Genomic DNA, 17,381 nt, shown 5'->3' with positions numbered 1-17,381 from the left:
CAATACCTCCGACTTTGTTATATTGAGGGCGCAGCCCGAAATATCCCTTAAAATACAGAATCTCAAAGAGATATTTTAGCTTGTGCGAAGCGAATCTAGTTTAGCAAAAATTTTCAATCCAAAATCACATTAATTTAAGTAAATTGTAAGGTATTTTTGAATTTCACTAGGCAAAGAATCCGCAATTAAAAGATATCAATAAGCACTTAGTAAAGATTCGCGATATAAAACTGCCCTATTGTGCGGGGTAGTGAGGCGCAATAAGGCAGTTTGTTTTAGCAAAAAACTTTACTTGCTTACGAAGCTACATTGAGTAGTTGCTCGTAATAGCGCAAAACTGCTATTTTTTGTCTTTCTTTTTATCTTTTTCTTTGTCTTTCTTTTTCTTTAGGGCTTCATTGTCTTGAGAGAATGCTCTAACGCTAGAATAAGTTGTTACAATGCCCGGGTCGGCTAACAAACATACATTCTCTACATCTTTATCTTCATAGTCTAGCTTAGAGAGTAAGATTCTCGCAAGATTGATACGCGCACGTTTTTTGTCGTTAGAATCCACAATGAGCCAAGGAGCAAAAGGAGTATGCGTGCGTGAAAACATTTTTTCAAATGTTTCGGTATATTCGTCCCAAAGATTCAAAGATAGCTCATCAATTGGACTTAGTTTCCAACGTTTAAGCGGCTCATCTTTGCGGCTTTCAATGCGCTTTTTTTGCTCTTCGCGTCCAACATCTAAGAAAAATTTGAAAAGTATATATCCACTCTCAATCAGCATTTGTTCTAAGTGTGAAACTTGAATGATAAATTCTCTATATTGGTCATTTGTGCAGAAATTCATCACCTTTTCAACCCCCGCACGATTATACCAACTGCGGTCAAAAAACACGATTTCCCCACCATTTGGCAATTCATCAATATAACGTTGAAAATACCATTGTGTCATTTCTACATCACTAGGTTTTTGTAGTGCTACGACACGACAACCGCGTGGGTTTAAATGCTCTCTTAATGCTTTAATTGTGCCTCCTTTGCCTGCTGCATCACGACCTTCCAAAATAATAATGATTTTTTTGTTGTATTTTTTTACCCAATTTTGCAGTTTGATGAGTTCAATTTGTAGTTTTGTGATTTCTTTTTCATAAAATTTTTTATTCAATTTGCCTTTGCCATTATAGACTTCACCCGGTTTTTCATCTTCTGGGCGCACAACTAAAACTTTTCCCATATTTACCTCCAAAATAAGCTTTAAAATAGTTAAAATATTTTACCATTAAGGTATTAAAATTACAAGAGATAAGGTAAGATTTTGAATATTTTATTTTGTATTGGCAAAAATTATCGTGATTTTCTCCCCTTAAATCAGTTTGCACAAAGATTTGCAAGAGAGATGATTGGCGACATTCATCAAATCATTTTTTGCGATTCTTTGGATTTGAAAATAAACCCCGAAAATGCTCTTTTTGGTTCTTTGGGCTTCAGCTTGCAGATTGCAGACAATCTCCTGATTGTCGCCGATAGTCAATGCTTTAGCAAATTATTAGAGTTTATCCAAACAACACACAAGGAATCCAATATAAAAATTCCTCCAATCACTAGAAAAAAAATGCTAAAAATAGAGTGTGAAGTAGAAAATCAAATGCGTAGAATTTGGCTATTGGATTTGCAAAATTCATTTGAAAATCAGACAGAATCGCAAGAGGATTTGCAATGTTTTTTAGAATCGCAGTTTGGCGAGTGTGGGGAAGTTTATCGCACGATATTTTTGTATCTTTTAGGCTTGGACGCAATCAGTGCGAAAATTCTTCTTGAGGGAATTGCAAAGGATTTTGAAGTCAATTTAGAGATTTTGAACACAGATTCTAGCTTAGAGATTCTAAGCGCGACAAGCAAGAGGGACGAATCTTTAAAGGAGTTTGTGAAAGTCGTTCAATTCTCTTTTGGGGACAAAATTTTTCCTAGTCGTAACCTTGCACAAAGCGTAATTGCTCTACTTTCTCAACATCATCTTAAAATTACTGCAGCAGAAAGTTGCACAGGAGGGTTAATTGCTTACCATTTGACAAAAGAAAGTGGTGCAAGCAATGTATTTGATGGGGGTGTGATTGGTTATGCTAATGCAATCAAAGAATCTTGGCTGGAGGTTTCAAGCGAAAACTTAGAATCCTTTGGTGCAGTGAGTGAAGCGGTGGTGCGTGAGATGTTAGAGGGTGCATTGAAACTCTCTGGGGCTGATTTTGCGCTTGCAACAAGCGGAATTGCAGGACCAAGCGGAGGAAGCGCGAGCAAACCTATCGGAACAATATTTATCGGTGCAAAGGACAGAAAAGGTGCGGAAATCATTGAGCGATTGCATTTTAAAGGGGATAGAAATTATATTCAAGCGCAAGCTACTATTTATGCTTATTTATTGTTTTTAAAGGTTTTTTTATCAAACTATTGACTTTTATACAAAATATCTGTATCATTCCAATTCCTTAATTTTCAATGTTTGACCCGCTAGCTCAGTTGGTAGAGCAATTCCCTTTTAAGGAATGGGCCGTTGGTTCGAATCCAACGCGGGTCACCACTCTTTATACAATGTGGTAAATAAAAGTGGCTCCTTCATCTAACGGTTAGGATACCACCCTTTCACGGTGGCTACAGGGGTTCGAATCCCCTAGGAGTCACCACTTTTATTTGATTTTTGTTTCCCTAATGGTCGCTTAGCTCAGTTGGTAGAGCGCCACCCTTACAAGGTGGATGTCATAAGTTCGAGTCTTATAGCGACCACCACTGCTTAATGTGGAGCGGTAGTTCAGCTGGTTAGAATACCTGCCTGTCACGCAGGGGGTCGCGGGTTCGAGCCCCGTCCGCTCCGCCACTTCTTATTATTTGTGATTCTTTTAATCTTTCAATTTAAAACAATCGTAAGCGATAATATGGGTTTTTTAAGCTAAAATTCTGATTTTGTTTGATTCTGCTTATTTTTTCTTATGGAATCTTATAATGCTCTTGGATAAAGAGTGGCATAAAATCCGCAAAGTGCAAGATTTCCCCTAATCCTTGCCGAATATCAAAGGAATAAGGTGTGATTCCATAGATACTATAATAGTATTCAAATTTCCAATTCGTTTCTTCTGCTAGTCGTTTGCTTGTGAGTAATCCCGGGTCTCCTAGTGCGATTTCATTTTAAATAATACAATAGAATCAGAGAATTAAAGGAGCAGGAGTTTAAGGAGAGATTCTGCCCCCCCCCCCCCTTTTTTTTTTTTTTTTTTGTAAAATATCTGTAATTTTTGTCAAGCTTGAAAACATCTTTTAAAATGGTCATTATATCCCTTGTGATTGAAGTCAAGAGCAATATTTAATATTGGTATGTTGTTTCGGGTTAAAAATCAAAAATCTCTCCTAACCAACTCTCCCTCTTTTTCTTTTTGTAATAGCCATCATTGTAGTGAGAATCTGATCTACGCAAATCTTGTTGATAGTTGGGTTGAGAATTTTGCACTTCCCTTTGTCTTTGTGGGGTACTTCTTTCTATGATTTTATCTAGCTCTCCCCTATCTAGCCACACACCGCGACATTTTGGGCAGTAATCAATTTCAACACCGTTTCTTTCACTCATTACTAAATCTACACTGCAAATAGGGCAAAGCATAATAATCCTTATATACTGATATGGATATTATTGTATAAAATCAAACTTTAATTCTCTATAAAATCCTCAAAATAGGATTGTTTTCAACTTCATCAAATCTTAATAATTTCACCATTTTTTATTTACAAGTCTTTTTTATAATTTTGATAAACATTAATTGGGGAAGTTGAATGATGAAAAATTTAATTTTTATTATATTTGTAGCTTTATTAGGCATTTTTTTGAATGGTTGTGAGAATAAAATTTTGGTGGTAGAAAACAAAATGCAACCGACTTCGGAATTAAATATTATAAAACTAGGCAATTCAAATCATTTCAGTATGCAATCTATCTATCAAAACTATTTCAAAAGAGCCTTTATTTTTAAGTAGGTGTTTTGTTTAGGCAATCAAGAATGAGTTGCTGCCATTTTTCTAGCACAACCTTAGATGAAAAGCGTTCGTAAGCCAACGTAGTATTTTTGACATAATCTTTTTTATTTTGCGCCATTTCAACAAATGCAGCCGCAAGGGATTCCACTCTTTTTGCGTCCATTTTCACTAAGATTCCATTGTGTGTAGTGCCATCGCAAGTGATAATCTCCTTTGGTCCATAAGGACAATCATAGCTTACCACAGGTGTTCCACACAAAAGCGATTCAATTAAAACATTGCTTAAGGCTTCCCTATGGCTTGCAAGGGAGAAAAATTCAGCCTTTGCATAGTAAGGGGCAAGGGATTCTATCTTGCCTAGAAATTTACATTTTAATCCTTTGGCTTGCTCCTCTAATGCTTGTCTTTGGATTCCATCTCCCGCAAGTAACAAGGAATATTGCGGAAACTCTGCGCTAAAGATTCTAAAAGCCTCTATTAACTCATCAAAACCTTTAGAGGAAATCATTCGCCCAGCACTCAAGATGTAAGGTCGGTAGGATTCTAGGATTGGTGGGGTGTGAGGATTGCAGTCTATTTCCACAGGATTTGGCAAAACATAGGCATTTTTGACGAAGTGATAATGTTTTAAGTCTTGTTGCGTGAGGGTTGTAATGCAGCTTGCCAAAGGATAAGTCAAGTAACGCAAAATACGCCAAAATTTGGAATCTAGCGCGCTAAAAATGCTATGTTCTGTTGCAATACAAGGAATCCGAGCCATTTTGGAAGCGAAAATACTTAAAATGTTGGTTTGATGAATAAAGCTAATGCTTAAATCCACCTTTTCGCTCTTAAATGCTCTCCAAAGCTTAAAAATGCGCAAGGTATTGCCAAGTACTCCACGATTTTTGGTTGCAAGGATTCGGATTTCCACATTAGAATTTAGTGGATAGAATCTTTCTTTCTCATTCCATACAAAAAGCACGATTCTATATTGACTTGCAAGTTCGTTTGCGACGAAGCTTGCTACGCGTTCTGCTCCACCCATTCTAAGAGAGGAGATAACGATTGCTAGGGTTTTTTGTTTGGTAGGATTCATAAATTTTCTTTAAGAGTTGTTATGCGTTATGGTGAAATTCTACTACGATTTCTTTAAGTTTTGCAAGATGTTCTTTAGAATCCTTGCACTGCATAAGTTCTGTAATATCTGCGTTAAGTTTGTGAATATCGTATTTTGTTGGACGCGCCACTTGTATGGAGGGATATTTTGTTTTTCCCTCACTCTCATCAAGCAACAATTCTTCATATAGCTTCTCACCGGGACGCAATCCGCTAAATTCAATCGTAATTTCGTTTTCTTTGCCATAAAGTCGTAACATATTTTTCGCCAAATCTACAATTTTAACCGGTTCTCCCATATCTAAAATAAAAATTTCCCCCCCTTGCGCAATTGCTCCGGCTTGCAACACGAGCCGACAAGCTTCGGGAATTAGCATAAAATAGCGTGTGATTTCTGGGTGTGTAACGGTAATAGGACCACCCGATTCTATTTGCGCCTTGAATTTTGGCACGACAGAGCCACTACTACCTAACACATTTCCGAATCGAACGGCGACAATTTCACTACTCTTGGATTCTACATTTTGCGCATAGAGTTCTACTATGCGTTTGGTTGCGCCCATTACATTGGTCGGACGCACCGCTTTGTCCGTAGAGATGACAACGACTTTTGGCACCCCTGCTTCAATCGCACTATCTAGCACATTTTTGCTTCCGATGATATTGTTTTCAATCGCACTTTTTTGATTGTATTCACAAAGCGGCACATGTTTGTAAGCCGCAGCATGCACGATAATGTCGGGCTTTTCCTCGTTGATGAGCGCACCAAAGCGGTCTTTTTCTAAAATGCTTAGTAAGCAAGGACGAAGCAAGGCTTTAAAGTCTTTGTTTTGTTGGGAGCAGAGTTCCTCTAAAATCGCATATAAGTTAAACTCACTATGCTCTACCAAAACGATTCTTTGCGCGCCAAATTCTACACATTGTCGCACGATTTCGCTTCCGATACTTCCTCCAGCCCCTGTGATAAGCACTCTTTTGTCTTTTAGAAACGCGCCGATGACTTCCTTATCTAAATCCTTGCTTGGACGCGAAAGCAAATCTTCAATAGAGATATTTTTAAGAGGTTCAGAGGGGGTTTTTTGTGTATCGTCTTTGAGCAAATTTGCAATTTTAATTTCATCAATTCCTAATTGTGTCAGCTCGTTAAAGATTCCCTCTAAAGGAGGTTTGGAAAAAGAACGCGTGAGGATTGCGGATTTGATTTTATGCTTTTGTATGAGTTCTTTCAAAGCCGATTTGGGATAGATTTTGAGATTGGAGATGTAATTCCCAAATGTTTTTTCATCTTCTTCAATAATTGCAAGAGGATAAAATGGAATCTCGCTATTAAGGGCGGCTTTAATCAATGTCGCACTTTGTGTATTTGCTCCAAAAATCACAGCGGGTTTGGGGGAGTTTTTGGGTGAATTTTCCAAGTAAATGCGCTTAGAGATTCTGATTGCTCCAATAAAAATACTAGAAATTACAAAGTCAATACCTATTACACTTAAGGGAAAGTTTCCAAACGCCCCTCCAAAAAACGCAATGGCACAAAAGATTCCATAAGCCAAGATGTGTGCATAAAAGATTTTTAAGGCTTCTAATAGCCCAAAGAATCGCCACGGCACAAGATAGATTTTGAATAAAGCCAAAAGCAGAATCTTTAAGGAAATTAAGACATAAAAAACCGATACAACTGCGAAATTAAATTCCAAAGGCACTTGAAAGCTAAAGCGCAAATCATAAGAAAGTACGAGCGTGAAATAAGAAACAAGCAAGTCTATAAAGACAAAAAATATAATGCGTTTGGCATTGCTTGGGCGGAATAAAACGGATTGTAGCACTAGCGATTCTTTAGGAATTTTTGAATAAGGCTTGCAATCTCATCAATGTCGCATTTTTCTAATGCTCCACCGCTTGGTAGGCAGATTCCGCTTTCAAAAAGTTTTTGGCTTGTGCCATCTACACAAGAGATAGAATCCCTAAAAAGTGGTTGTAGGTGCATAGGTTTCCACAAAGGGCGAGATTCTATGCCTGCTTTGGCAAGCAATTCCACGAGCGCAAGAGGATTGACTTTGGGACTTAAAAAGCGTAAAGTTGTTAGCCAGCGATTCCCTCTTGAGTTTGGAATCTCGGGCATAAATTCTAATGTTTGGGATTCTACTTCCTTGTGCAATGTTTCTTGATACCATTCAAAAATTTTGCGTCTTTTGGAGACTTTGACTTCAATTTGTTCTAACTGCCCCACACCAATGGCTGCGCAAATATTGCTTAAGCGATAATTATAGCCATAATCCAAATGCTCATAAAAGGGTAGATTTTCGCGTGCTTGAGTAGAATAGTAGCGTGCTTTCTCTGTCTTTTCTTGATTTTTGCCAAGCAACATTCCTCCGCCGCTTGTCGTGATGATTTTGTTTCCATTAAAGGATAAAATGCCAAATTCGCCGAAAGTTCCGCTGTGTTTTTTATCATAAAATGCCCCGAGTGATTCTGCGGCGTCCTCAATGAGCAAGATTCCATACTGCGCACAAATCTCCGCAATCTCCGCAATTTTTGCGCATTGTCCATACAGATGTGTAACAATTAGGGCTTTGGGTTTTTTGGGCAGAGATTCTAGGGCTCGTATTAGCAGTTTTGGGCTTAGATTCCAAGATTCTAAGTCGCTATCAATAAAGATTGGAATTGCGCCTTGATAAAGAATCGCATCAATAGAGCCAATAAAGGTAAAACTGCTTGCAAGCACAAAATCGCCTTGCCCGATTCCGCTGACGCGCAATGCTAAATGCAATGCTGATGTGCCAGAATTGAGTGCTAAGGCATTGGGAGAGGCTGTGTAAGATTTAACATTTTCTTCCAGAGTATTGACAAATGCGCCAAGCGGGGCGATATAATTGCTTTCAAAAGCTTCTTGGACATATTGTTGTTCGTTGCCACTCATTTGTGGGGGAGATAAAAAAAATCTAAATCCCATAATTTCTCCTTATCTTAATTCTTTTTTCGCCGGATTGCCAACGACTTTTTTATGCGGTGGTATGTCGCTAATCACTACGCTTCCTGCACCAATGAGGCAGTGTTGCCCAATACTTTTCCCTTCAATAATCACGCTTCCTGCACCAATATGTGTGCAATCCCCAACTTGCACATTTCCACAAAGTGTCGCACTAGGTGCAATATGGGAGAAATCCCCGATTCTGCAATCGTGTTCTATAATGCTCCCACTATTGATTATCGCACCCATTCCGATTGAAGCGCGTGCGTTGATAACAGTGTTTGGCATTACCACACTCCCGCTAGCAATTTTGGCGGATTTTGAGATTATAGCACGACGATGTGCAACAAAAGGCAAACAGAATCCTTGTTTGACAAAAAAGTGATAAAGATTCTGCCGCATCAAATTATCACCAATCGCTAGGAGAATACCAAAATCTTTAGCATTTGCTAGGTTGAGAAATTCTGCTCTTGAAATGGCAGTGATTCCATTAAGAATCTTGTTTTTTGGATTGTCGTCAATGAGAATTTCAAAAGATAAATTTTGGGATTCTAAAATCTCTGCGATGACTGCTCCGTGCCCACCAGCACCAAATATTGCTAGTTTTTTCATTCTCGCCCTTCAGTCTATTTGGATTTTAGAATTTTACCGAAATTTTGAAAAGTTTAGCAACGCATAGGGTTGGGCTAGAATTTGGATAAAGCGATAAAAGCCCAAAATTTAGGCTTTTAAAATAATTTTCCCCTTTTGTGTGTTTAAAACTCCTTGTGATTTGAGTTCTCTTAATACGCGCGAAAGAGATTCGGCACTCGTGTTCAGCTTTTGGGCGATTTGTCGCTGTGTTAAATGTGCTAACTCTGTTTCATTTGCGTGCAAAAAATTCATTAGTCGCTCTTTTAATCCTAAGGAATTTTGAGCAATATGCGATTCTAGCATTTTGATTTTATTGCAAAGTGAAGCAACTAATTCACGACAGAAAGTTGGATTTCCCATACATTGTTTTTGAAAAGTTGCAAGACTAATTTCTAAAATCTCGCATTCCTCATCGCAAGCTGCACTAGCTGGAAAGGGTTGGTTTAAGAAGCTTGGCATTTCAGCAATGAAATTTGGCGCACAAATTTGGTGTAAAATTTGTTCTTTGGCTATTTTTTTTGCGTTTCTACTTCTAGTTTTTAGGCTTTGTTCTATGGTTTTATAGACTCTGACTTTGCCACTTAGTAGCACAAAAAGTTGTTTTGGAGTCTCGCCCTCAAAGAACAAAATTTCTTCTTTATGATAAAAACGTTTATAACCCAAAGAAAATAATATTTTGAAACAATCTTGCATTAAAGCCTCCCTTATTAAAATGTAAAACTAGAAAGCTAGTTTGGAAAACGAACATATTTTAACAAAAAATTAACTATTATCAAATTTTTTTCCATAAAACTTGGTTAGTATTATGCAAATAAAATATTTTTTAAGAAATCAGTGACGGATAATTTATATACAATGTTTTTAACCATTCATTTATTGTGCGCCATTATCTTTTTGGGCTATATCTTTTGTGGTGAGGTGTTGCTTAGTCCGATTCGCAAGATTTTTTGGGAGGGAAGAATTTGCAGACAAAATAGTTAGCATTATTGGCAGAAGAAGCTAAGGAAACTCCCCTCATTTTTATGTTACTTATTGTAACATAACTAGCAATTAAGTCAATATTTGGAAGCAAAATGGGCTATTTTGCCACAACTTTGCAGTAATTTTTAATCATTAAAAGCTTTTTAGCGTTTGGAATCGCATTGATGATTGTTATTGTTTTGGTGTTTTATTGTGGGCTTAAAAACTAAGTCCTTTACGCAAGGTAATTCACTCCATTGCTTTGACTTTTGGAGTGTTGATTGTCGTTTTAGCAAAACTTGCATTTTATGTTTAAAGGAGTAAAAATGGAAAAATATGATGAAATTTGTGTGGAAAGCATTGATTTGCTAATGGATATTTTTTATGCAAAGATTCGCGCGGATAAAAGCGGCGTGGGAGAGGTTTTTAATAACAAAATTGGCACAGAGGATATATTGTGGGAAAAGCATAAACGCAAGATTGCAAATTTTTGGTATGGAATGTTGCTAAATATCGGGGATTATAGTGGTGCGCCATTGAAAGCGCATTTGGATTTACCCCCTTTTCCAAGAGAATTTTTTACTATTTGGTTGGAATTGTTTGAGGAGAGCTTAAAGCAGATTTTTTGCGATGAGGTGGCGACGCAGATTCTACAAAGAGCGCAAATGATTGCCGCAAGATTCCAATTTATGCTTTATGAAAGCAGACATTAACATAAGTTATTTATTCCTAAAAACTTTTTGGAATCGCATTTAATCGTGTAAGCTAGACTTTTAAAATTAAGAGTATAATTGCACTTTTTAGGTAATTTTAGTATTAGGAATATTATGCAAAATTTGAGTGTTTTGAAATTTGGTATTTTGGCATTGGGAGTGATTCTTCTTGGTGGGTGTTATCAAAACGCTTGTGGAATTTCTTCTTCTTATTGGGACGAAAAAAGCTATTATTATGACGCGCAAGGAAATTATCGCGAGAAATGTCCAGACAATCTAATTTACAAAGAAAAAGCTTTGCAACAACAAGAACAAGACGCGTTAGAGTCGTTTTAAGCAGAATCTTAAATGACGCAAGAAAGGGATTTGGAATATCTAAGGGCAGAGCGCAAACGCGCTTTGGCATTTAAAAATATTTTGCCACTTGTTGCACAACTTGAGCGTTTAAAGGTGATTCCAAAATCTGAACTTCAAGGAGCAAAAGTTTTCTATGGTGATTTTGTGCGGCTTGAGATTCCACATTTAAGCGAGGAATCTTTTACGCTTGTATGTGAGGTGGCAAGAGAGTTGATTCCGTGGCGCAAAGGTCCTTTTATCCTCAATACTTTAGAAATTCAAAGCGAATGGAATAGTGCAATTAAATACAACCTGCTTGCACCACATTTGCATTTAAGCGATAAGGTAGTAGGCGACATAGGGTGCAACAATGGTTATTATATGTTTAGGGCAGTGGAGCTTAATCCTGCTCGGATTGTGGGGTTTGACCCTGTGCCATTGTGCTTTGTGCAATTTCAATTTTTGCAATTTTTCGCACAAGAAAGCCGCTTGCAGTATGAGTTGCTTGGCATTGAGGAATTGTCCTTTTTTGCAAGACAATTTGATGTGCTGTTGTGTTTAGGGGTTTTGTATCATCGCAAAAGCCCCTTAGATGCGATTAAGCTTGTTTATAATGCCTTAAAAAGTGGAGGTGAGGCTATTTTTGATAGCCTGATAATTGATGGAGAGCAAGAAATCGCACTTTGCCCTATGGGACGCTATGCCAAAATGCCAAATGTTTATTTTATCCCTACGCTTCGCACTTTTGAGGGGTGGCTAATGAAATGTGGATTCAAAGAAATTGTAGTGATTGCGACACTAAAAACTGCCTTTGATGAGCAGCACAAGACGCAATGGAGTAGTGGAGAATCTTTGGAGGATTTTTTAGAGTCAAGCGGGGAACTCACGATTGAGGGCTATCCCGCACCCAAGCGTGCGTATTTAAAGGCTAAGAAGCTTTAAGAATGTTTTTGGATTCTGTTTGTGGAATTAGACTTTATTTTTCTTTGTTCTCTAATATTTCTAGCGCAGATTGAAAAAATGATAGTTATCTCCATTTGTTAGAATAATGGCTCTAATGACATATTTACTTCATTGATAACCCGCCTATTCGCTTGCAAAGAGTGAGATTCCAAAGATTAAGAGGAATCCCAAGATTAGCTTTTTATTTTTTATTTCTTTTTTAGATTGTTTCATCTCTCATTTCATTTATTCTTCACAAGAATGCGTTTTGTTGCCTTGAAATTTCTCCATTGTTACGCTTGTGTTAGAGCTAATGTCCTTGCGTTTTATCACCTTATAAAAAGTCCCCCATAAAATCTTGCAATCTAACCAAAAACTAAGATGATTCACATACCATACATCTAACGCGAACTTTTCTTCCCAAGAAATTGCATTGCGCCCATTGATTTGCGCCCAGCCTGTAATTCCCGGCTTGACTTCGTGGCGACGTGCTTGTTCTTTGGAATACAAAGGCAAATATTCCACAAGAAGCGGACGCGGACCTACGAAGCTCATTTCGCCCTTTAGCACATTAAAGAGTTGGGGGAGTTCATCTAAGCTACTTTTGCGAATCCATTTACCCAATTGCGTAAGCCTTACTTCATCGGGGAGCAATTCGCCTTTTTCATTGCGTGCGTTATTCATCGTGCGAAACTTGTAAATCTTAAAAATTTTGCCCTCTTTGCCCGGACGCTCTTGCGTAAAAAATATAGGTGAGCCAAGTTTCGTGCGGATAAGTAAAGAGACGATAAGCAAAATGGGAGAAAACAGCATAAGTAGAATTGCGCCAAGAGAAACATCTAAAACGGGCTTGATGAAGTTTGGATAGATTCTGTGAGAGGAAGAATTTTTTTGTTTGGAGGACAAAACCAAATCATACAGAGACAAGTAACTTTGCACAATGGAATCTGTGCTGAATTCGGCACAAATTTTTTCTCTGCTTGCTCGCCCAAAACGCATTTGTAGGTCTTTATCCTTGCTTAGTTGAGCGATTTTTTGCGCGAGCTCCCCTGCATTGCCAATTTCTACCAAGAAGCCATTTTTACCATTTTCAACGACTTCGCGACAACCTACTGCATTGGTTGTTATCATCGGTTTTGCCATACTTCCAGCTTCTAAAAGCGTGCGCGGAATCCCCTCGCGATAGCTTGGCAAAACAAACAAATCACAAACTCCTATAAGAGAGCGAATGTCGTTGCGTTGTCCGAGATAAATAACGGCAGCAGAGCTTTTCAAAAACTCCTCACTCATTGAGGAAATATTACCCAAATCTACTCCGCCAACATATAAAAAAATGCAATGCGGATTTTTGCTTTTAAGAATCTCTGCTGCTTTGTAGTATTCCCGCACTCCCTTGTGCGCAATGGCGCGCGCTACCATTAGCACCAAGATAGAATCCTTAAGAGTTGGCAGATTCAATTCTTGGCTTAGTTTTTGACGCATTGTGTGGTAGGATTCTTGATTTATTGGTGCAAAGGTTTGCGTGTCAATGCCAGAACCTTTAATCAATATTGCTTTTTCGCGTGATAGGATTCGTTTTTGCACATATAATTCTAAATCCTCATTGTTTTGGAATAACACTTTTTGAGCAATTTTAAAAGCGACGCGGTTTAGGGATTCTATGACAAATCGTAAAATGCGGGATTTTAGGCTCTCATCAATATAAAAACTCCCCAAACCTGTAAGGCTGTTAATCACGCAATCCAGCCCTGCAATTTTTGCGGCAAAAGAGCCATAAATATTGGGCTTAAGCATAAAGGTATGCACAATATCGGGCTTGATTTCTTGTAAGATTTTTGTAATTTCTTGAATCGTTTTTAAGGCACTTAAGGGATTGAGACTGCTCCGATGAATAGAATAAGGAATCGCTCGTATGCCAAGAGGGGCAAATTTATCGAAGTCTGCTCCTTTTGGGATTAGCGCGATAACTTCGTGTCCCTTGTCTTTGAGTGCTAGCATAATAGGCAAGCGAAACAAATAAAGATTGGAATCTGTGTGTGAGAGAAATAAAATTTTCATTCGTAACCTTACAAATTGTAAAAATTTATAAGAATTATAACATTAATCAAACAAAGCAAACTTGTTTCTTTGTGTAACAACCTTTAAACAAACTAAAAAGTTAAAAAATATTTTATATTTATTTTTAAGATTCTGTAATATAATAAAAGTTTAAACTTTTAAAAAAGAGAAATAATGAAAAAATTAATTTTAGGATTCTTATTAATCTTTGGAATCTCAAGCACACTCTTTGCTGAAGTAGATTTCATTGCCCTTGCAACTAATGGAGAATTTAACGAACAAAGTGCAGGTGTGAAAGTCTTAAACGATGAGGAGATGAGTAAGGTTGTGGGGGGAGCAACACTATTGGAATATATCGGGAATAATACTTACGCATATACGAGGCTAAATGAGTATGGGACAGCAAATAATTCAGGCTCAAAAGTTTCTTATACTGCTTATTATCAATTAATCCCCGAATACAATAATGAGTTAGGCTTACTTAATGTTGGAGGGAATAGTTATACCCCAGCCGTATCAGCTACTTATAATTTTTTTACTAATAGTATCAATTTATCTATCATTGGTGTAAGTAGATATAATCCTGTTTATACTAGGAGCGCAGATAGATATTATGCGGACAAACTTTTTGAAGCAAATGGTGGAAGACTAAAACAAGAAGCTATTCATCTCATTAGGCAAGATAAATCAAGATATAGATAATTGAGCTTAAATGATGAAAATACAAAGTGCAACTTATGCAATGCTAAATTCCCATCAAGATTCCAAAAATATCTCTGTAAGTGCAGAGGATAGGAATCTTGATGTTATTAGTCAAATAGAAAGCTATCATCATTCTTTTCATCTAATGGGAATTAATCTTAATGGCGATTTTTCTAGTTTTAGCTTTGCTGATATGCTAGAGGACAAAATGCAGAAAGCTAAACTCCCAAGTGAAGTAGAATTGCGAAGCGCAAAGGCATTTCTCCAAAGGCAGATGAAAGAAATTGTGGAATCCCTGTATAAAGAAAATTTGGAATTTATACAAAAAGCTATGGTAGCAGAGAAAAATATATTCTCTCAAAAAGGCTCACAAGAAGATTTTGAACTTTTAAAGAATCAAGGTGGTGATAAGATATTAAATATTCTTAAAGTTTTCTCTGCACAATCTAACTTTGCAAAAGATGAATTACAAAATGCGATTGCAAAGGGAGATTTAGAGCAAATCCAAACAGGACTGCAACACTACATACAAAGTGAATTAGAGATTGTAGGCACAAAATTTTTCGCCTTTGCTTTAAACTTTGAAGGGCTACAACTCCAAGAGGAAACAAAAACGCAAATTATGGAATCCTTAAGCCTTGTGCATTCTTACTACCATAAAAGTACAAGTTTAAACTTTGAGGGTACGACTATCCATTACGAATCTAGCGGAATCGGGCAAAATGCGCGAGTAGGATTTTTGATTGCTAAAATCAATGGGATAGAAAAGCCCTCATTTGCAAACATTCTCACGCAAACACAAGAGTTTTATTACCAAACACTTTTTCACACAATAGACAATAAAGATAATCCAACAAAAGAACCTCAAGCCCAAGTAAGCACAAGTGATTCCATAATACAAACACTGCTTAAAGAATCAAAAAGTGGTAATGGTGTTTAGGATTTATCATTGTGAGCGGCGAAACGACAAGGCGCACAATCTGCAAACAATTTGCCTACACTTGCAAATCCATAATTCTATACAGAAGTATTTAAAAAGAATTTTGCAATGACACAGCATAAAATTAAACTTGTTTCTTTGCGTAATACTTTTCATCAAATCAAAAGTTAAAAAATATTTTATATTTATTTTTAAGATTCTGCAATACAATAAAAGTTTAAACTTTTAAAAAAGGAATAATAATGAAAAAATTAATTTTAGGATTCTTATTAATCTTTGGAATCTCAAGCACACTCTTTGCTGAAGTAGATTTCATTGCCCTTGCAACCAATGGAGAGTTTAACGAACAAAGTGCAGGTGTAAAAGTCTTAAATGAGGAGGAAATGAGGCAGGTTGTGGGGGGGCGTATGTATCAAGCAGTCTCTCTTATCAATATGGAACTAGAAACAATAGTAATGTCGCTGTTTCATACACGGCTTATTATAGACTATATGATAGTTACGCAAATGAACTTCTCCCTTTGAATGTTGATGATGGAAGTGGAAAATATGTTCCAGTAATTTCGGCAACTTTAAATCATTTAAAGAATAGTGTAAGTATTTCAATTATTGGTATGAATAAGTATAATCCTGTCTATACAAGAAGTGCGGATAGATATTATGCAAATAAAATACTCACAGATAATAAGACTTCGCTTATGAATACAATCAATGGTGTAATTAGAAACCACGCGCAGACATATTGGAAGAATCATTAAATAGTTATGGAACATATTTTGCTTACTCTTTAATAATTAAATTAAGGAATAAGTGGTGTCAAATATTACTAATTTTAACTCTTATGGTAATTATTCAAATATCTATCTATATAACAACTCTCGCACGAACGATAAAACCAATAAATTAGACAACAATATTTCCTCAATGCAAACAGGCGGAAGCCAACAAAGTAATGCTTTAAACGATGATGAGATTCTAAATAAAATACAAAACCAAACACACTTTTATCAAGAAACTTGGAGAAAAAATATTGATAGCTATACAACAAACAATAACCTTGGAGATGCGTGGTTTGATATTTGTGCTGTATCTGACGGAGAGCAAATAGGACTAAGAAATGAAAGTTTTATTAAAGAAATTGAATCCAAAATGCAAGAAAAAGCAAAAGATAATATTACAAGTAAAGATGTAAAAGAAGCACAAAGATTTTTAAATGAACAAATGGATTCCATTATGCTTATGATTTATAAGTCTAATCCTGAAGTTATGGAAGACACAATGGAGGAAGATTATAAGTTTTATGCTAATAATGGGCTAAATAGAACAATCAATATTAATCATATTGAAATGGCAAGAGACTACCCAGAATTAAAGTTTGATAATCATTTGTCAAACCTATTTTTAGCGTATGGAATAAGGACAGAAAACAATGATTTAGACACAAGGTTTGAAGAGTTTTTAAAAAACATTCAAAACAATATCCAAGATAAAAAAATAGGCGGAGATATAGGAGAATATGTGAAAAAAGGAGTTGCTGCTTATAGATATGAAAAAATGCAAATGAGTGGTTGTAATTTCTTCGGACAAGTTACAGATATGCTCTCTCCTGCATTACAAGAACAAATCACTGATGCAATTGCTCAAGTAATGTCTTTTTATTCTCAACCTAATTCCGTAGAATTTAATGGGGTTAAAATCTCTTGGGAAACACAATCAATTACCGATACTTATGGTGCTTTTTATCATAGCTTTGCAGATATATTTTTAGCAAACATAGAGATAAAATATTCACAAGATTTTGGCGATACTACTAACGACTTCCTCCTTTCTCTCTCCTCCAACTTTGATTCCTCACAAACTTTCTTTGAAGTCTTAGAGCAAAGAGATAAACTAGAAAAAGAAAATCAAGAATTAAAAACCAAACAAGATTATAATGCTTATGGAATCTCCAAGAATACTTCAATCCAAACAGATTCTTCAAGCGATTCCATAATACAAACACTGCTAAAAGAATCTAAAGAAAATAA

At 36.5% G+C, this 17,381-nt stretch carries 18 protein-coding genes, 4 tRNA genes and 1 pseudogene; 14 read left to right on the top strand and 9 right to left on the bottom strand.

From position 1 onward, the window contains the following. Positions 1–340: 340 nt before the first annotated feature. On the bottom strand, positions 341–1,222 hold the full coding sequence (ppk2, locus tag CQA43_RS06870; RefSeq protein ID WP_115551875.1) for a polyphosphate kinase 2: 882 nt from the start codon (positions 1,220–1,222) through the stop codon (positions 341–343). Between the two features lie 81 nt (positions 1,223–1,303). Here ppk2 and CQA43_RS06865 point away from each other — a divergent pair, with 81 nt between their 5' ends. The 5 genes from CQA43_RS06865 to CQA43_RS06845 all read left to right on the top strand — a co-directional run bounded on the left by CQA43_RS06865 (position 1,304) and on the right by CQA43_RS06845 (position 2,857). Beyond that, on the top strand, positions 1,304–2,437 hold the full coding sequence (locus CQA43_RS06865) for a nicotinamide-nucleotide amidohydrolase family protein (protein WP_115551874.1): 1,134 nt from the start codon (positions 1,304–1,306) through the stop codon (positions 2,435–2,437). Positions 2,438–2,487: 50 nt separating this feature from the next. Then, positions 2,488–2,563 (top strand) — tRNA-Lys (locus CQA43_RS06860). A gap of 28 nt (positions 2,564–2,591) precedes the next feature. Then, positions 2,592–2,666, top strand: a tRNA-Glu gene (locus CQA43_RS06855). A 27-nt stretch (positions 2,667–2,693) separates the two neighbouring features. Beyond that, positions 2,694–2,769, top strand: a tRNA-Val gene (locus CQA43_RS06850). An 11-nt stretch (positions 2,770–2,780) separates the two neighbouring features. Then, positions 2,781–2,857: transfer RNA gene (locus tag CQA43_RS06845), tRNA-Asp, on the top strand. A gap of 507 nt (positions 2,858–3,364) precedes the next feature. Here CQA43_RS06845 and CQA43_RS06840 read toward each other — a convergent pair. Then, positions 3,365–3,634 (bottom strand): TFIIB-type zinc ribbon-containing protein, encoded by a 270-nt coding sequence (locus CQA43_RS06840; RefSeq protein ID WP_115551873.1) that lies wholly within the window; start codon positions 3,632–3,634, stop codon positions 3,365–3,367. 170 nt (positions 3,635–3,804) lie between these two features. On the opposite strand from CQA43_RS06840, the gene CQA43_RS06835 reads away from it, so the two are divergent. Next, positions 3,805–4,005, top strand: a complete 201-nt coding sequence (locus CQA43_RS06835; protein ID WP_115551872.1) for a hypothetical protein — start codon at positions 3,805–3,807, stop codon at positions 4,003–4,005. Here CQA43_RS06835 and CQA43_RS06830 read toward each other — a convergent pair. The 5 genes from CQA43_RS06830 to CQA43_RS06810 all read right to left on the bottom strand — a co-directional run bounded on the left by CQA43_RS06830 (position 3,998) and on the right by CQA43_RS06810 (position 9,397). After that, entirely contained in the window at positions 3,998–5,083 is a 1,086-nt protein-coding gene (locus CQA43_RS06830) for a glycosyltransferase (RefSeq protein ID WP_115551871.1), read from the bottom strand. The genes CQA43_RS06835 and CQA43_RS06830 overlap by 8 nt on opposite strands. 19 nt (positions 5,084–5,102) lie before the next feature. Continuing rightward, complete coding sequence (pglF, locus tag CQA43_RS06825) at positions 5,103–6,926, bottom strand: UDP-N-acetylglucosamine 4,6-dehydratase (configuration-retaining) (protein WP_115551870.1); 1,824 nt, start codon at positions 6,924–6,926, stop codon at positions 5,103–5,105. Next, positions 6,926–8,053, bottom strand: a complete 1,128-nt coding sequence (gene pglE, locus CQA43_RS06820; RefSeq protein ID WP_115551869.1) for a UDP-N-acetylbacillosamine transaminase — start codon at positions 8,051–8,053, stop codon at positions 6,926–6,928. The genes pglF and pglE overlap by 1 nt, the downstream gene beginning before the upstream one ends. Positions 8,054–8,062: 9 nt before the next feature. Further along, positions 8,063–8,683 carry an acetyltransferase gene (locus tag CQA43_RS06815; RefSeq protein ID WP_115551868.1) on the bottom strand — a complete coding sequence of 207 codons (621 nt, stop codon included), beginning with the start codon at positions 8,681–8,683 and terminating at the stop codon, positions 8,063–8,065. Positions 8,684–8,791: 108 nt separating this feature from the next. Further along, positions 8,792–9,397 carry a Crp/Fnr family transcriptional regulator gene (locus CQA43_RS06810; RefSeq protein WP_115551867.1) on the bottom strand — a complete coding sequence of 202 codons (606 nt, stop codon included), beginning with the start codon at positions 9,395–9,397 and terminating at the stop codon, positions 8,792–8,794. A 593-nt stretch (positions 9,398–9,990) separates the two neighbouring features. Between CQA43_RS06810 and CQA43_RS06800 the strand changes: the two genes are divergently transcribed. From CQA43_RS06800 to cmoB, 3 genes are all read left to right on the top strand, one after another. Continuing rightward, positions 9,991–10,377, top strand: coding sequence for a group III truncated hemoglobin (locus CQA43_RS06800; RefSeq protein WP_115551866.1), 387 nt, complete (start codon positions 9,991–9,993; stop codon positions 10,375–10,377). A gap of 114 nt (positions 10,378–10,491) precedes the next feature. After that, positions 10,492–10,713 carry a hypothetical protein gene (locus CQA43_RS06795; protein ID WP_245944259.1) on the top strand — a complete coding sequence of 74 codons (222 nt, stop codon included), beginning with the start codon at positions 10,492–10,494 and terminating at the stop codon, positions 10,711–10,713. Between the two features lie 12 nt (positions 10,714–10,725). Beyond that, positions 10,726–11,655 carry a tRNA 5-methoxyuridine(34)/uridine 5-oxyacetic acid(34) synthase CmoB gene (gene cmoB / locus CQA43_RS06790; RefSeq protein ID WP_115551865.1) on the top strand — a complete coding sequence of 310 codons (930 nt, stop codon included), beginning with the start codon at positions 10,726–10,728 and terminating at the stop codon, positions 11,653–11,655. A gap of 246 nt (positions 11,656–11,901) precedes the next feature. Here cmoB and CQA43_RS09750 read toward each other — a convergent pair whose 3' ends face one another. Together CQA43_RS09750 and CQA43_RS06785 are read right to left on the bottom strand one after the other, a co-directional pair. Beyond that, on the bottom strand, positions 11,902–12,525 hold the full coding sequence (locus CQA43_RS09750) for a sugar transferase (protein WP_245944268.1): 624 nt from the start codon (positions 12,523–12,525) through the stop codon (positions 11,902–11,904). A 114-nt stretch (positions 12,526–12,639) separates the two neighbouring features. Beyond that, positions 12,640–13,713 (bottom strand): annotated as a pseudogene (locus CQA43_RS06785) (glycosyltransferase family 4 protein); the annotation flags it as partial. 174 nt (positions 13,714–13,887) lie between these two features. Here CQA43_RS06785 and CQA43_RS06780 point away from each other — a divergent pair. From CQA43_RS06780 to CQA43_RS06760, 5 genes are all read left to right on the top strand, one after another. Next, positions 13,888–14,415 (top strand): hypothetical protein, encoded by a 528-nt coding sequence (locus tag CQA43_RS06780; RefSeq protein WP_115551864.1) that lies wholly within the window; start codon positions 13,888–13,890, stop codon positions 14,413–14,415. Between the two features lie 10 nt (positions 14,416–14,425). Then, complete coding sequence (locus CQA43_RS06775; protein WP_115551863.1) at positions 14,426–15,355, top strand: hypothetical protein; 930 nt, start codon at positions 14,426–14,428, stop codon at positions 15,353–15,355. A 242-nt stretch (positions 15,356–15,597) separates the two neighbouring features. Continuing rightward, positions 15,598–15,879, top strand: coding sequence for a hypothetical protein (locus CQA43_RS06770; RefSeq protein ID WP_115551862.1), 282 nt, complete (start codon positions 15,598–15,600; stop codon positions 15,877–15,879). Then, positions 15,876–16,112 carry a hypothetical protein gene (locus CQA43_RS06765; protein ID WP_115551861.1) on the top strand — a complete coding sequence of 79 codons (237 nt, stop codon included), beginning with the start codon at positions 15,876–15,878 and terminating at the stop codon, positions 16,110–16,112. Before CQA43_RS06770 ends, CQA43_RS06765 begins: the two co-directional genes overlap by 4 nt. 55 nt (positions 16,113–16,167) lie before the next feature. After that, on the top strand, positions 16,168–17,381 hold a 1,214-nt coding region (locus tag CQA43_RS06760), incomplete at its 3' end, for a hypothetical protein (protein WP_147290090.1).

The organism is Helicobacter ganmani, from assembly GCF_003364315.1.
Classification (GTDB): Bacteria; Campylobacterota; Campylobacteria; order Campylobacterales; family Helicobacteraceae; genus Helicobacter_D; species Helicobacter_D ganmani.
The sequence above is the reverse complement of the archived record's forward strand: the minus strand, read 5'-3'. Positions and strand labels throughout refer to the sequence as shown.

What these genes read in the sequence shown, in the direction of transcription:
- pglE (WP_115551869.1), bottom strand. Translation starts at nt 8,053, where the DNA reads ATGGGATTTAGATTTTTTTTATCTCCCCCACAAATGAGTGGCAACGAA.
- CQA43_RS06810 (WP_115551867.1), bottom strand. Translation starts at nt 9,397, where the DNA reads ATGCAAGATTGTTTCAAAATATTATTTTCTTTGGGTTATAAACGTTTT.
- CQA43_RS06770 (WP_115551862.1), top strand. Translation starts at nt 15,598, where the DNA reads ATGAAAAAATTAATTTTAGGATTCTTATTAATCTTTGGAATCTCAAGC.
- CQA43_RS06780 (WP_115551864.1), top strand. Translation starts at nt 13,888, where the DNA reads ATGAAAAAATTAATTTTAGGATTCTTATTAATCTTTGGAATCTCAAGC.
- CQA43_RS06840 (WP_115551873.1), bottom strand. Translation starts at nt 3,634, where the DNA reads ATGCTTTGCCCTATTTGCAGTGTAGATTTAGTAATGAGTGAAAGAAAC.
- CQA43_RS06835 (WP_115551872.1), top strand. Translation starts at nt 3,805, where the DNA reads ATGATGAAAAATTTAATTTTTATTATATTTGTAGCTTTATTAGGCATT.
- CQA43_RS06830 (WP_115551871.1), bottom strand. Translation starts at nt 5,083, where the DNA reads ATGAATCCTACCAAACAAAAAACCCTAGCAATCGTTATCTCCTCTCTT.
- CQA43_RS06815 (WP_115551868.1), bottom strand. Translation starts at nt 8,683, where the DNA reads ATGAAAAAACTAGCAATATTTGGTGCTGGTGGGCACGGAGCAGTCATC.
- CQA43_RS06775 (WP_115551863.1), top strand. Translation starts at nt 14,426, where the DNA reads ATGATGAAAATACAAAGTGCAACTTATGCAATGCTAAATTCCCATCAA.
- ppk2 (WP_115551875.1), bottom strand. Translation starts at nt 1,222, where the DNA reads ATGGGAAAAGTTTTAGTTGTGCGCCCAGAAGATGAAAAACCGGGTGAA.
- CQA43_RS06795 (WP_245944259.1), top strand. Translation starts at nt 10,492, where the DNA reads ATGCAAAATTTGAGTGTTTTGAAATTTGGTATTTTGGCATTGGGAGTG.
- CQA43_RS06800 (WP_115551866.1), top strand. Translation starts at nt 9,991, where the DNA reads ATGGAAAAATATGATGAAATTTGTGTGGAAAGCATTGATTTGCTAATG.
- cmoB (WP_115551865.1), top strand. Translation starts at nt 10,726, where the DNA reads ATGACGCAAGAAAGGGATTTGGAATATCTAAGGGCAGAGCGCAAACGC.